Consider the following 13352-nt stretch of genomic DNA (forward strand, 5'->3'; position numbering starts at 1 on the left):
GGGTGCGTCTCGTAGCTTGGTGTCAATTCCTGCGGGGTTCTCGTCGTCGTTGACGTAGGAGGGCCATCGTGGGATGACCAGTTGTTTCCGCCAAGAAGCAAAGAAGAGATCCCACGATGACCCAGAATCAGTCTGCCTTGACGACCCTGATCGCAGAAGTCCTCGCCGATCCTGACCTCGCCCATTCCGACGTGTTCCGTCGGATGCTGCAGGCGGGGCTGCAGGACCTTGTTGACGCGGAAGCGACCGCGAAGATCGGCGCGGCCCGTTACGAACGCACGGCGGAGCGCACCACGCGTCGCAACGGTGCTCGCGCGAAGACGCTCGCCACGCCCGCGGGGGAGGTCGACATTCAGATTCCGAAGCTGCGGGAGGGGTCGTTCTTCCCGAGCCTGCTCAGCCCACGCCGCCGTGTCGACAAGGCGCTCTACGCGGTGATCTGCCAGGCCTGGATCGACGGAGTCTCCACCCGCAAGGTCGACCAGCTCGTCCGCGCGCTGGGCAACGACACCGGCATCAGCCGGTCCACCGTCTCCCGCATCTGCTCCGAGATCGATGAGGTGGTGCACGAGTTTCTGCACCGCCGGCTCGATCACACCTGGTTCCCGTACCTGTTCCTGGACGCCACCTACCTCGACGTGCGCCACCGTGGCCGGGTTCTCTCCCAAGCCCTCATCGTCGCGACCGGGGTCAGCGGCGACGGCCGTCGGGAGATCCTCGGGATGGCTCTCGGCGACGCGGAGACGACGGACTTCTGGACCGAGTTCCTCCGCTCCCTCCGCGACCGCGGTCTGAAAGTCTCCACCGACACAGACCCGCTCGGCGTGACCCTCGTCACGTCCGACGCTCACGCCGGCATCAAAGCCGCCGTCAAAGCGATCCTCCCCGGATCGGGCTGGCAGAGATGCCGCGTCCACTTCGCTCGTAACGTCACCCAGAAGCTCGGATCGGCACGCTCCAAGCCCGTCAACGCGCTGATCTCGACGATCTTCGCGCAGACCACCCCCGAGGCCGTGATCGCCCAGTATCACCAGGTCTCCACGTCCCTCCGCGGGTCGTTCCCGGAGATCGCAGACATGCTCAATGCTGCCGAAGCAGACCTCACCGGATTCGCGCCGCTCCCGCGTGAGCATTGGCAGAAGGTCTGGTCCAACAACCCGATCGAGCGCCTCAACCGTGAGATCAAACGCCGCGCCGACGTCGTGCAGATCTTCCCCGACCGCGACTCCGTCACCCGCCTCATCGGCGCCGTCCTGCAGGAGCAGCACGAGGAATGGCAATACGGTGAACGCCGCTACCTCTCCGACATCTCCATGCGCAAACTCGTCCACACACTCCAAGACCACGCCGAGCCTGAGCGCCCCGACCTGTTCCTCACCGCCTGACCCTCACCCATCAAGGAAGCAGCCGGATTGACACCACAACACGGGACTTGACCGTCCCCGCATCGCACGACTTCGCGGCCGCGGTGCGGTCGGGACTCGGGTGGGGAATGCTCCCGCCCCTGCAAGCGGATGGGCCGATCGCCGCGGGCGAGATCGTGGTGCTCGAGGGCGATCCGATCGACGTGCCGCTCTTCTGGCAGCAGTGGGATCTGCGATCACCCCTGCTCGACCGCGTTGCCCGCGTCGTCGTCGACGAGGCGCGGCGGGCGCTCAGCCCAGCGTGAGGCGGCCTGACTAGTCGTCGCTCACGCGCAGCACGATCTTGCCGCGCGTGTGGCCGTCCTCGATCTCGCGATGCGCCTCGGCGGCGTCCCCCAGCTCGAACACGCGGTCGATGTAGACCTGCACTGATCCCGAGGCGAGCAGGCGAGCGATCGTCGCGAGTGCCCCGCCGTCCGGGATCACCTTGTAGGTGGACGCGCGGACGTCCGCCGCCGCGGCATCCTCTTCGAACGTCGGCCAGCTTCCCGTCGGCACATTCACGATCAGTCCGCCCCGCCGCAGGACCCCGAGCGAGCGGCTGCCCGTGGCGTCGAGCGTGTTGCCGACCAGGTCGATCACCACATCGACGTCGGCCACGACATCCTCGAACTTCGTCGAGGTGTGATCGATGACGACGGATGCTCCGAGTTCACGCAGCCACGCGGCGTTCCGCCCCGACGCCGTCGCCGTGACGTGCGCGCCGAAATACGACGCGAACTGCACGGCGAAGTGTCCGACGCCGCCGCTGCCCGCGTGGATCAGGATCCGCTGGCCCTCGTGCGCGTGCGCAGTTTCGACGATGAGGCCCCAGGCGGTGAGCGCGGCCAGCGGCACACCCGCGGCCTCCACGTGAGAGAGGCCCGTCGGCATCTTGGCGACCGAGAGTGAGGACACGACCGCATACTCCGCGTAGCTGCCGGGCGTGCGGGGGAACGCCGCCATGCCGTATACGGGCGTACCCGGCTGAAGGGGGTGCGTCTCGAAGGGCGCACGCACGACGATCCCGCTGAAGTCGAAACCGAGGACCGCGGGGTACGACGCGATCGCTGATGACACGCCACGACCCGAGCGCGTCTTGGCGTCGATGGGGTTCACGCCCGCGGCGACGACCCGCACGAGCAGTTCGCTCATGACGGGAGCCGGGGTGGCGACCTCGGTGAGGTGCAACGAATCCGCGTCTCCCGGCTCGTCGAACACGACGGCGCGCATCGTGTCCGGAACGCTTGGCGCCTCGGCGGGCGCTCCCGCGGGTCGTGGGGGGCGAACTGCCATGGCGGTGCTCCATTCTGCGCGATCCTGCAAACCGGCACGCGTGCACATGAGGCATGATGCACACCTGGCCCGGGGGCGCTATTGCCCCGAGGATCGGACTGGTCCCAGTAAAGCCGGGGATTGTCTCGACGGTGTTACGCAGGTGCTAACGTGCCGCTACGCCATACGGGTCGTCAGGCGGAGCCGGACGGGGTTTCGCCGGTCGACGCCGCGCGGAGCAGCCGCGTCAGGGTTCGGATGTCTGAGACGTCCCAGTCCGCGAGTCGATCGTGCAGGGCGTGCGGGTCGGCGCTCCGGGCGGCTGCGAGCCGCTCCACACCTTCTGGCGTCGCCGTCAGTCGCGCCGAGCGGCCGTCTGCCGGATCTGCGGCACGCTCGATCAGGCCCGCCTGCTCGAGCTCGCGCACCGTCCGGCTCACCTGGCCCTTATCGGCGACGAGTGTCTCGGCGAGCACGGAGGGACTGATCGGCCCGTGCTTGACGATCGTTGTGAACACCTTGTACGCGCCGGGCAGCATTCCCGGGCTCAGCCTGTCGGCGCGGGCCGCCATGACCTGACGCATCCGTACCGAGAGTTCACCGAACTCCGATTCGAGCTCCCGCACCGCCTCGTGCCAGTCCGGGTTCGAGACGCGTTGCGGCTGATCGGTCATCGCTCGACGGTACCCTTCCCCGACGCGGGGATCGACTCCATGCCCTCGCTCGCGGTGAAAGTGGCGAGATCCGCCTCGCCCGCGGCCAGCCGCTCGGTCGTGGTCATGCGGGTCAGCGGCCGATTGGGGAGGAAGACGATCGCGATGAAGCTGATGATCGCCAGTGGGACCGCGAACAGGAACGAGTGCGCGATGCCCTGTGCGTAGATGTCCTCGACGATGACGCGAACGCCGTCGGGAAGGGTGTTCACCGCGGGGAGCGTGCCGGACTGCAGCTGAGCTGCAACCGCGAGGCCCGCGTCGCCGAGCGGGGCGAGTGCGGCACCGATCGCATCCCGGTACCGGACGAAGCCGTCGGCCACGCTCGACGCGAGCGCAGCCCCCATGACGGACACGCCGATCGTGCCGCCCAGGCTCCGGAAGAACGTGACGCCGGAGCTCGCGGCGCCCATCTCTTCGGGCTTGGCCGTGTTCTGCACGACGAGCACGAGGTTCTGCATTGTTGCGCCGACGCCCGCGCCGAGCAGAAACATGTACAGCGCGACGAGGGGGTACGGGGTGTCGTAGTGCAGCGTCGAGAGCAGCACCGAGCCGGCGATGAGCGACAGGGCGCCGCCGATCATGTACGCCTTCCAGCGGCCGAAGCGACTGATGAGTTGGCCGATGAGGATCGAGGTCACCAACAGCCCGCCCATCATCGGGATCGTGAGCAGTCCGGCCTCGGCGGGAGTCGCGCCGCGCGACATCTGCATGTATTGGCCCAGGAACACGGCTGCCCCGAACATCGCGAGCCCCGTCGCGATCGAAGCGATCACCGAGAGTGTGAAGGTGCGGTTGCGGAACAGCGAGAGCGGGATGAGCGGCTCGCGCGAGCGCAGTTCGACCACGATGAACAAGGCGGTGGCGACGACGACCCCGCCGACCATGAGCCCCGTCTCGACGCTCCACCAGTCGTAGTTCTTGCCGGCGTTGGTGATCCAGACGAGCAGCAGCGACACGGCGGTCGAGAGCAGGACGATTCCGAGGTAGTCGATCCGGACCTTGCCGCGCCGAACGCGCGGTACGTGCAGGGTGCGCTGCAGGATCACGAAGGCGGCGATGGCGAACGGGATCGCGACGAAGAAGTTCCACCGCCATCCGATTCCGTCCGTGATGAATCCGCCGAGGAGCGGCCCGCCGACTGTGGCCAGGGCCATCACGGCGCCGAAGAGCCCCATGTAGCGGCCACGTTCGCGCGGGCTGATGATGTCGGCCATCAACACCTGGCTGAGGGCGGCGAGTCCACCGGCGCCCAGGCCCTGCACGGCGCGGAACGCGATCAGGGTGGCGGCGTCCTGCGAGAAGCCCGCCGCAGCGGTCGCGAGCACGAACAGCGCGAGAGCCAACTGGATCAGCAGCTTGCGGTCGAACAGATCGGCGAGCTTGCCCCAGATCGGCGTCGAGATCGCCGTGGTCAGAAGGGTGGCGGTGACGACCCAGGTGAACACGGTCTGGTCGCCCTGCAGGTCGTGCACGATGACCGGGAGCGACGTCGATACGACGGTGGCCGCGAGCATCGAGACGAACATCCCGAGCAGCAGCCCGGAGAGGGCCTCCAGGACCTTTCGTCGCGACATCGGAGCGGGTGGTGCGGCGTCGGTGGACGCGGAAGTCGAGGTGGCCATAGGGCCCTTTCCTGCGGAGCGAGCACCACGAGGCGTGGCGCGAAAGTTGAGTAAAGTCAACTATATATCTTCGTTGAGTAAAGTCAACTAAATCGCGCGGGCGCACGCCGGCGCCCGGCCCCATGATCCGGAGGCCGAGGGAGGAGTGCGTCAGTCCGCGAGGGCGAGCGCGCGGAACGGCTGCCGCGGGGCGACGCGAGGCATCCGCTCTTCGACGAACTCGAGCGTTCGTACCGGGGGAGGCGTTGCGGGTCGTGTGGTGCGGCGATGCAGTTCGTCGATCAGCGCATCAGCGAGGCGGATGAGGCGGGCGATCTCGCGGTCGTCGCGGTCCACCCACGCGCAGCGGGGTTCGTCGCCGATCGGCACGAAGCCGTCGTGCTGTTCCCACGCCACGAGTGTGCGCTCGGCGCCGAGCACGTGCTGCTGCCACCAGATCTGACGCATGTACGAGCGGGGGATGGATCGCCACGCCTTGTTCGTGGTCTTGATCTCGGCCAGCGTGATCGATCCGCTGGGCGTCGTGGCAACGCCGTCCGGAGTGGCGAGGTGCCGCCTCTCCGCGACCGCGTGGAACAGGGCCGAGGAGGGGAGGATGCCGTGGGTTGCGGCTACCCACGCCGCGATCTCGGGCTCGCGCTTTCGGCCGTGGTCGGTGAAGGCATTGCCGCTGAAGCGCGTTCCGATGAGCTTGGCGTCTGCGGCCTTCGCTATCGCGTTCTCGCTCGTGAGGCTCGCGACGTCGGTCGCGGTGATGCCGCGGGAACGTGCCCGCACCCAGGCCACCCGGTCGCGCGAGTCCGCGACGATGCGGGCGGCGAGTTCGGGAAGCACGAATCGACCCTAACCCCGCGGCGTCCCGCGCCCCGCCCCGGCACGCGGACGAGGCCCGCCCCAGACGCCCCCGCGCCGAAGTCCGGCGAGTCCGCCGGTTCGTGCCGACTCCGCCCGTTCTTGCCGGCGAATAAGGGGCGGGCTCGTGAATACCCGGCGGTCTCGATGGGGCATCCTGTTCCTCCACAGCGTGCGCGGGGGAGCCCCACAGCGCAAATCGAGGGCGGATGGGCGTGGCTGGGATACCACGGCGCGATCCTATGGCGATGCGAACCCTCGACATCCCTGCAGCCCGGCGCCTGCTCCTCACCCGAGAGCAGCTGATGGCTGACGGATGGTCCGATCGACGGATCGAACGGGATGTTGCGGCAGGGCAGCTCCACCGCGTGCGGAGAGGGTGGTACATGGCGGGCGCGGAGTGGCGGGAACTGTGGCCCGCGTCTCGACACCTCGCTCACGTCGTTGCGGTGAACGATGGCGCACGCGTCCCCCCGGTGTTCGCGTTCACGTCGGCTGCCGCGGTGCATGGGCTTCCGTTGCATCGCGTGGTCGTCGATCGAGTTCACACGCTGTACCCCGATGTCGCTCGCCGCACGGTTGCGGGGACCATCCGGCATCAGGGCAGAGTTAACGATGCAGATGTCATCGACATTGGCGGCATCCTCTGCACGTCCCCCGAGCGCACGATCTACGATTTGGCGCGGCACGCGAGCGCAGAGGTCGCGCTTGCGTGCGCCGACGCGCAGCTCGGTCGCATCGGTGGCGACCCCCGCGAATACGACGCGACTGCCGCCGAAGCATGGTTGGCAGAGATGGCGGCGCGCATCGATGCCGCACGAGGTGTGCGCGGCATCCGACACGCGCGCATGCTGATCGAGGTGATCGACGGTCGCTCGCAGCTGCCTCTAGAAAGCATCACCAAGCTGCAGTTACGCCGCCTCGGATTTCGCGCCCCTCGGCTGCAGGTTCCGGTGCGGGCGCCGAAGGACGGATGGTTCTGGATGGATATCGAGCTCGATGAGGCCGGTGCCTTCTACGAGTGCGACGGTGAGACCAAGTACACGGACGAAGCGATGAGGTCTGGACGCACCCTCGAACAGGTACTTCTCGCGGAGAAGCAGCGCGAGGATTGGGTTCGTGGGACCACAGGCAAACGTGTCCTACGTGGCGGCAGCGCGCACGCGGCGTCACCGGAGGCACTGGCTGCGCGGCTCGCGAGCTTCGGGGTCGCGCTGCCGGATCGGCGAGACCGCCTGTTGTTGCCGAGACGTCCCCTTGCGTACGGGCAATAACGGGCTGCCTCGTTGGCAACCGGCGGACTCGCAAGATTTGGCGCGGATGCGGGGATGGCGTACCCTGGGGGTAACCACAGACCGCTGGTCATTGGCGTGCGCGCAAGCGCATGGCAATCGAAGCTCTGCACATGCAGGGGCCCGCGCAGGTGACACGAACGACACAGCCCGAGAGGGTCGTCCAGCTCCGTGCGCTTGCGCCGGAGCTTTTTTCATGTGCGGAACCGGTTTCTGTGGCCGGTGTCCCGCCATCGCGGGGCCCCTCGTACACACAAGGAGTGGCCATGGCGCAGAAGGACGCATCGGTTGCCGAACTCACGAAGAACTTCGAGAGCTCGACCGCCGTACTGCTGACCGAATACCGCGGGCTCACGGTTGCCGAGCTCAAGGAGCTTCGCAACAACATCCGTGAGCACGCCAGCTACGCCGTGGTGAAGAACACGCTGACCAAGATCGCGGCCAACAAGGCCGGGATCTCCTCGCTGGATGACGAGCTTCAGGGCCCGTCCGCCATCGCGTTCGTGCACGGCGACCCCGTCGCCGTTGCGAAGGGCCTGCGCGACTTCGCCAAGGCACACCCTCTTCTGGTCGTCAAGGGCGGTTACTTCGACGGTAACCCCCTGACTGCGGAAGAGGTCGGCAAGCTCGCCAACCTCGAAAGCCGTGAAGTCCTGCTGGCGAAGCTCGCCGGCGCGATGAAGGCCTCGCTGTTCGGAGCCGCCTATCTGTTCAACGCACCGCTGTCGAAGGCCGTTCGCACGGTCGACGCGCTGCGTGAGAAGCAGGAATCCGCAGCCTGACCCTCGGGTCAGGCGCGGCAAGCACGTAAAACCAACACAAGGAGAAACATCATGGCAAAGCTCACCACCGAGGAGCTGCTCGACGCGTTCAAGGAGCTCACGCTCATCGAGCTCAGCGAGTTCGTGAAGAAGTTCGAGGAGACCTTCGAGGTCACCGCCGCTGCTCCCGTCGCCGTGGCCGGCCCCGCCGCCGGTGGCGCGGGTGCCGCTGCTGAAGAGGTCGAAGAGAAGGATTCCTTCGACGTCGTCCTCGAGGCTGCTGGCGAGAAGAAGATCCAGGTCATCAAGGTCGTTCGCGAGCTGACCAGCCTGGGTCTCGGCGAGGCGAAGGCTGTCGTCGACGGTGCCCCGAAGGCTGTGCTCGAGGGCGCGACCAAGGAAGCCGCCGAGAAGGCGAAGGCTTCGCTCGAAGAGGCCGGCGCAACCGTCACCCTCAAGTAATTCGGAACGATCGACGGGCGTTCAACGCCCCGAAATCGTCTCCCGTCAGAAAGCCTCGGATGTCCGCATCCGGGGCTTTCTGCGTGCCCGGGTACGTCAGGTGCTTGGCGGAGCCGCCGTCGACGCGCGCATCACCATACGGGCGGGAGCGGTCGTGCGCTCGGGGGGTTGGGTGCCGTCCATCATCGACATGAGCATCGCGACCGCATCTTCGCCCTGACGACACGGGTCCTGCTCGACCGTGGTGAGGGCGAACATCTCCGCATAGTCGTGCCCATCCACGCCGATTGCGCTCAACTGCGAGGGGACGGCGATCCCCAGGCGCTGAGCGGCGATGATCGCCCCGATCGCGACCTCGTCACACGCCCCCACAATTGCCGTCGGGCGGGCGTCGGCATCAGCGAGGGCGGACGTCGCGGCGGAATAGCCCGCGGTGATGGTGAGGGCTGAGGGGTGCACCGTCACCGGGAGCCCCGCCTCACGCATGGCCTGGACGTAGCCCTCTTGTCGGTCGTCGACATCGCGGGCAGGCGGGTCGCCCTCCGGCGTCGCGCCGATGAAGGCGACCCTCGTGTGGCCGAGCGCCAGCAGGTGCTGCGTGATCATGCGACCGATGGCGACATTGTCGATGCCGAGGGTGACGATCCCCGCCAACGTGTTGCCGATGCAGACGGTGGGTTTGGCAAATCCGACCAGGCTCTCGAGATCGGAATCGTCGGGCTCGAGTGCAACGGCGATCACCCCATCGAATCGCTTGCGGGCCAGGAAATGCCGATACAGGCGGTCCCGGTCGCGCGAGTCAGGCTCGGCCACGTAAAGCGTGAGGTCGTAACCCAACCGCATGAGCGAGCGCTCTATTCCCTCGATGATCTCGCCGAAGTACCAGCGCCCGACCCGGGGTACGACGAGGGCGATCGTGTGAGTCCGCCCCGTGACCAGGCTCGCGGCGCTGCTCGACGCGACATATCCCAGGTCGCGCGCTGCCTGCTGAACCCGCTCGCGAGTCTCCGGTGCGACATAACCATGGCCGGTGAGCGCCCGGCTGGCCGTGGCCTTCGACACGCCGGCCCGGCTCGCCACATCGGCGATACCGCTCATCGCATCTCCCTTGATGTAGCCCGCGGAGGCGCGGATAGCCTCGGTGAAGGAATCGTTTCCATACGGCATGCGACGGCGAGCAGGGAGATCGAGACCCTCAGGGTGACCATATCACGGCGCAAATTGCTCAATTCTTGAGGGTTATCGAGTCGTGACTTTGTGTCGATTGTGGGCCGGTCTGGAGTCATCTACGGTGGTGATGGAATCGGTTCCAAGGCCCGTATGGACCGGACGATTCTTCGGCGCGACTACGCGCGCACTCGATGAGGAGGACCAGATGAAGACAATGCGACGGGGCAGGATCCTCGTCCTGGGATCCATGCTCGCGATCGGCGGCCTCACGCTCGCCGGCTGCACGGGCGGACCCGGGGAATCGAACGGCGGTGGCGACGGCGGCGACGACAACGTCGTCACGGTCTACGGCACCATCAGCAACACCGAGGCCGATCTGCTCAACGAATCGTGGGCGGAGTGGGAAGAAGAGAACGGCATCGACATCGAGTACGAAGCCTCTCAGGAGTTCGAGGCGCAGATCGCGGTTCGTGCCCAGGGTGGTAACCCGCCCGACCTCGCGATCTTCCCGCAGCCCGGGCTCCTGGCAGACATGGCGGACCGCGGATACCTCGTGCCCGCGCCCGAGAGCGTCCAGGAGAACGTCGCGGAGTACTGGTCCGAGGACTGGGCCGCGTACGGCACCGTGGACGGCACCCTTTACGGGGCGCCCCTCATGGCCAGCGTGAAGGGTTGGGTCTGGTACTCGCCCGCGACCTTCGCCGAGAACGGCTGGGAGGTCCCCACCACGTGGCAGGGACTTCTCGACCTGACGGCAGAGATCCAGTCGACGACCGGCGCCGCGCCCTGGTGCGTCGGGTTCGGTTCGGACGCGGCCACCGGATGGCCGGGCACCGACTGGATCGAGGACGTCGTGCTCCGTCAGTCGGGCACGGACGTCTACGACCAGTGGGTCACGAACGAGATCTCGTTCACCGACCCGCAGATCGCGTCGGCGTTCGACGAGGTCGGCAAGATCATCCTCAACCCGGACTATGTCAACGCCGGCTACGGCGACGTCCAGTCGATCGGCACGACGCCGTTCGGCGACCCGGCCACGGCGCTTGTCGCGGGTGACTGCCTGCTCCACCACCAGGCTTCGTTCTACGACGGGTTCATCGTGGACGCCGGCGGCACAGTGGCCGAAGACGGCGACATCTGGGCGTTCCTGACGCCTCCCTTCGAGGAAGGTGCCGAGGGTTCGGTCGTGACCGGTGGCGGCGAGATCGTCGGCGCGTTCAGCGACCGCGAGGCCGTGCAGCAGGTACAGGCGTACCTGTCCAGCCCCGAATGGGCCAACAGCCGCGTCGCGCTCGGTGGCGTGATCTCGGCGAACAACGGACTCGACCCGGAGAACGCGTCGAGCGAGATCCTGGTCGCCGCGATCGAGCTGCTGCAGGACCCCGAGACGACGTTCCGCTTCGACGCTTCGGACCTGATGCCCGGTGCTGTCGGTGTGGGAACGTTCTTCGCGGGAATGCGGGACTGGGTCGGCGGAACTCCGACACAGACCGTGCTCGAACAGATCGAAGCCGGCTGGCCGTCCAGCTGACCGGAAGGAATCCGGGGCCGCCCCTATTCAGGGGCGGCCCCACCTCCGTACTCTGAGGGCAGGCTGAGCGTTCGCGCCCCGCCCCGAGTTCAACGAAGCACTCGAAAGGATTCCCGTGGCCGCTTTCCTGCAGTGGTTGAGCACCCTCTCACCCTGGCTGGAGATTCCCATCATCATCGGCGCGTTCGTCGTGGTGATCGGTCTCCTGCTCTTCTTCATCGAAATAGCCCCTCGGAAGGGCCGCAAGTACACCATCATTCGCCTCGCGGCGTGCATCCTGATCCCGCTCATCGTGCTGTGGGTGCTGCAGTCCTACACCTGGGCGATCCTCGCCGCGGGTGTGCTCGGACTGCTCTTCTTCTGGCTCGACATGCGCGCGAAGTCCGGCGCGGGATACCTGTTCCAGCTCGTCGGGTTCCTGAGCCCCGCGCTCATCCTGCTCATCGTTGGACTCGTGGTCCCGTCGATCCAGACGATCGTGCAGGCATTCATGAACTCGCGCGGCACGGCGTTCGTCGGTCTCGACAATTTCGCGTGGATCTTCTCGACCGAAAACGGTATCCGCACCGTCCTGAACACGATCGTCTGGGTGCTTGTCGCCCCGATCGTCTCGACGATCGCGGGTCTCGCCTACGCCTACTTCATCGACAAGACCCGCGGCGAGAAGTACTACAAGATCCTCGTGTTCCTGCCGATGGCCATCTCGTTCGTCGGTGCATCGATCATCTGGCGCTTCATGTACACGGCGCGCCCCGACGATCAGAATCAGATCGGATTCCTCAACCAGATCATCGTGTGGTTCGGTGGGCAGCCGATCAACTTCCTCGCCGCCGAGCCGTGGAACACCCTGTTCCTCATCGTCGTGCTGATCTGGGTGCAGACGGGTTTCGCGATGGTCGTGCTTTCCGCCGCCATCAAGGGCGTTCCCGCCGAGCAGCTCGAGGCCGCGCAGTTGGACGGCACGAATGGATGGCAGAGCTTCATCAACGTCATCGTGCCGGCGATCCGCCCCTCGCTGATCGTCGTCCTGACGACGATCTCCATCGCGTCGCTGAAGGTCTTCGACATCGTCCGCACGATGACGGCGGGGGCCAACGGCACCTCCGTCATCGCGAATGAGATGTACACGCAGTTCCGCAGCTTCGAGACGGGCCGATCCGCCGCCTTCGCCGTGGTGCTGTTCCTCCTGGTGATGCCGATCATCATCTACAACGCAAGACAGCTCTCCAAGCAGAGGGAGGTGCGCTGATGAGCGCGGTACAACCGGTCGAATTGCCGCTGGACAAGGAGGCTCGCGAAGAGCTCTCGCGCGGTGAGCGCAAGGTCGAGCGGGAGATGCTCGGCCGCACCAAGAAGCGTTTGACGTCGCGCTGGGCGACCGTGGCCGCGCTCGTCATCGCGATCCTGTGGACGATCCCGACCTTCGGGTTGTTCATCACCTCGTTCCGTCCCCGGGAGTTGATCCAGACCACCGGGTGGTGGACGATCTTCGAGAACTGGGGCTTCACCCTCGACAACTACGGCACGGCGCTGCAGTCGGGCAACAGTCAGCTGAACATGGCGGGCGCGTTCGTGAACTCGATCGCGATCACCCTGCCGGCGACGGTCATCCCGATCGTGATCGCGTCTCTCGCCGCGTACGCGTTCGCGTGGATGAACTTCAAGGGCAGAAACCTGCTCTTCCTGTTCGTCTTCGCGCTGCAGATCGTGCCGATCCAGATGGCGCTGATCCCGCTTCTGCAGCTCTTCTCCCAGGGGTCGATCTTCGGAGTCCCGGTGATCCAGGCGATCGGGGCGTCCGGATATTCGCAGGTATGGATCGCGCACACGATCTTCGCCCTTCCCCTGGCGATCTATCTGCTGCACAACTTCACGTCTGAGATCCCGGGCGACGTGATCGAGGCGGCCCGCGTGGACGGGGCCGGGCACGGACAGATCTATTTCCGGATCGTTCTGCCGTTGACGGTGCCCGCTCTCGCATCCATCGCGATCTTCCAGTTCCTGTGGGTGTGGAACGACCTGCTCGTGGCCCTGATCTTCGCGGACGGCAATGTCGCGCCGATCACGAAGCTGCTGGCCGAGCTCACCGGTAACCGCGGTCAGGACTGGTACCTGCTCACCGCGGGCGCCTTCATCGCGATCGTCGTGCCGCTGATCGTGTTCCTCGCGCTGCAGAGGTTCTTCGTGCGCGGCCTGCTGGCGGGCTCGACGAAGGGCTGATTGTGCGGACGGGACGGGCGGCGCAACGGGGGGCCGCCCGTCCCGTCG

General features: G+C 66.6%; 13 protein-coding genes. 8 read left to right on the plus strand and 5 right to left on the minus strand.

All coding sequences use genetic code 11. The features are described from left to right. Positions 1 to 116: 116 nt before the first annotated feature. Both CGU34_RS03975 and CGU34_RS03980 read left to right on the plus strand, forming a co-directional pair. Positions 117 to 1385 (plus strand): IS256 family transposase, encoded by a 1269-nt coding sequence (locus tag CGU34_RS03975; protein WP_100809674.1) that lies wholly within the window; start codon positions 117 to 119, stop codon positions 1383 to 1385. Between the two features lie 47 nt (positions 1386 to 1432). After that, positions 1433 to 1669: a hypothetical protein gene (locus CGU34_RS03980; RefSeq protein ID WP_100813330.1), complete on the plus strand. Its 237-nt coding sequence runs from the start codon at positions 1433 to 1435 to the stop codon at positions 1667 to 1669. Between the two features lie 10 nt (positions 1670 to 1679). Here CGU34_RS03980 and CGU34_RS03985 read toward each other — a convergent pair whose 3' ends face one another. From CGU34_RS03985 to CGU34_RS04000, 4 genes are all read right to left on the minus strand, one after another. Continuing rightward, positions 1680 to 2699 carry an NADP-dependent oxidoreductase gene (locus CGU34_RS03985; protein WP_440344729.1) on the minus strand — a complete coding sequence of 340 codons (1020 nt, stop codon included), beginning with the start codon at positions 2697 to 2699 and terminating at the stop codon, positions 1680 to 1682. 173 nt (positions 2700 to 2872) lie between these two features. Beyond that, positions 2873 to 3352 (minus strand): MarR family winged helix-turn-helix transcriptional regulator, encoded by a 480-nt coding sequence (locus tag CGU34_RS03990; protein ID WP_036302131.1) that lies wholly within the window; start codon positions 3350 to 3352, stop codon positions 2873 to 2875. Further along, positions 3349 to 5016 carry an MDR family MFS transporter gene (locus tag CGU34_RS03995; protein ID WP_440344730.1) on the minus strand — a complete coding sequence of 556 codons (1668 nt, stop codon included), beginning with the start codon at positions 5014 to 5016 and terminating at the stop codon, positions 3349 to 3351. The genes CGU34_RS03990 and CGU34_RS03995 overlap by 4 nt, the downstream gene beginning before the upstream one ends. 150 nt (positions 5017 to 5166) lie before the next feature. Beyond that, a complete protein-coding gene (locus CGU34_RS04000) occupies positions 5167 to 5850 on the minus strand; it encodes a YqaJ viral recombinase family protein (protein ID WP_100813332.1) in 684 nt (227 codons plus the stop codon). A 266-nt stretch (positions 5851 to 6116) separates the two neighbouring features. On the opposite strand from CGU34_RS04000, the gene CGU34_RS04005 reads away from it, so the two are divergent. The 3 genes from CGU34_RS04005 (at position 6117) to rplL (ending at position 8383) form a co-directional block, all read left to right on the plus strand. Continuing rightward, on the plus strand, positions 6117 to 7142 hold the full coding sequence (locus tag CGU34_RS04005) for a hypothetical protein (protein WP_232711526.1): 1026 nt from the start codon (positions 6117 to 6119) through the stop codon (positions 7140 to 7142). A 284-nt stretch (positions 7143 to 7426) separates the two neighbouring features. Next, positions 7427 to 7942, plus strand: a complete 516-nt coding sequence (gene rplJ / locus CGU34_RS04010) for a 50S ribosomal protein L10 (RefSeq protein ID WP_100813334.1) — start codon at positions 7427 to 7429, stop codon at positions 7940 to 7942. 51 nt (positions 7943 to 7993) lie between these two features. Beyond that, entirely contained in the window at positions 7994 to 8383 is a 390-nt protein-coding gene (gene rplL / locus CGU34_RS04015) for a 50S ribosomal protein L7/L12 (RefSeq protein ID WP_100811881.1), read from the plus strand. Between the two features lie 96 nt (positions 8384 to 8479). On the opposite strand, the gene CGU34_RS04020 is transcribed toward rplL, so the two are convergent. After that, entirely contained in the window at positions 8480 to 9481 is a 1002-nt protein-coding gene (locus CGU34_RS04020) for a LacI family DNA-binding transcriptional regulator (RefSeq protein ID WP_100813386.1), read from the minus strand. Between the two features lie 277 nt (positions 9482 to 9758). Here CGU34_RS04020 and CGU34_RS04025 point away from each other — a divergent pair, with 277 nt between their 5' ends. From CGU34_RS04025 to CGU34_RS04035, 3 genes are all read left to right on the plus strand, one after another. Continuing rightward, entirely contained in the window at positions 9759 to 11084 is a 1326-nt protein-coding gene (locus CGU34_RS04025) for an ABC transporter substrate-binding protein (protein WP_370651753.1), read from the plus strand. Between the two features lie 115 nt (positions 11085 to 11199). Beyond that, positions 11200 to 12333, plus strand: a complete 1134-nt coding sequence (locus CGU34_RS04030; protein WP_100813335.1) for a carbohydrate ABC transporter permease — start codon at positions 11200 to 11202, stop codon at positions 12331 to 12333. Beyond that, the gene (locus tag CGU34_RS04035) at positions 12333 to 13304 is read left to right on the plus strand and encodes a carbohydrate ABC transporter permease (protein ID WP_100813336.1); all 972 of its coding nucleotides are present in this window, start codon (positions 12333 to 12335) and stop codon (positions 13302 to 13304) included. Before CGU34_RS04030 ends, CGU34_RS04035 begins: the two co-directional genes overlap by 1 nt. The last annotated feature ends 48 nt before the right edge of the window (positions 13305 to 13352 follow it).

The sequence above is a fragment of the Microbacterium lacus genome, from assembly GCF_002812805.1.
Lineage (GTDB): Bacteria > Actinomycetota > Actinomycetes > Actinomycetales > Microbacteriaceae > Microbacterium > Microbacterium lacus_A.

Bases quoted from the DNA above. Each gene is read 5' to 3' on its own strand.
- CGU34_RS03975 (WP_100809674.1), top strand. From the start codon at position 117: ATGACCCAGAATCAGTCTGCCTTGACGACCCTGATCGCAGAAGTCCTC.
- CGU34_RS03985 (WP_440344729.1), bottom strand. From the start codon at position 2,699: ATGGCAGTTCGCCCCCCACGACCCGCGGGAGCGCCCGCCGAGGCGCCA.
- CGU34_RS03990 (WP_036302131.1), bottom strand. From the start codon at position 3,352: ATGACCGATCAGCCGCAACGCGTCTCGAACCCGGACTGGCACGAGGCG.
- CGU34_RS03995 (WP_440344730.1), bottom strand. From the start codon at position 5,016: ATGGCCACCTCGACTTCCGCGTCCACCGACGCCGCACCACCCGCTCCG.
- CGU34_RS04005 (WP_232711526.1), top strand. From the start codon at position 6,117: ATGCGAACCCTCGACATCCCTGCAGCCCGGCGCCTGCTCCTCACCCGA.
- rplJ (WP_100813334.1), top strand. From the start codon at position 7,427: ATGGCGCAGAAGGACGCATCGGTTGCCGAACTCACGAAGAACTTCGAG.
- rplL (WP_100811881.1), top strand. From the start codon at position 7,994: ATGGCAAAGCTCACCACCGAGGAGCTGCTCGACGCGTTCAAGGAGCTC.
- CGU34_RS04020 (WP_100813386.1), bottom strand. From the start codon at position 9,481: ATGAGCGGTATCGCCGATGTGGCGAGCCGGGCCGGCGTGTCGAAGGCC.
- CGU34_RS04025 (WP_370651753.1), top strand. From the start codon at position 9,759: ATGAAGACAATGCGACGGGGCAGGATCCTCGTCCTGGGATCCATGCTC.
- CGU34_RS04035 (WP_100813336.1), top strand. From the start codon at position 12,333: ATGAGCGCGGTACAACCGGTCGAATTGCCGCTGGACAAGGAGGCTCGC.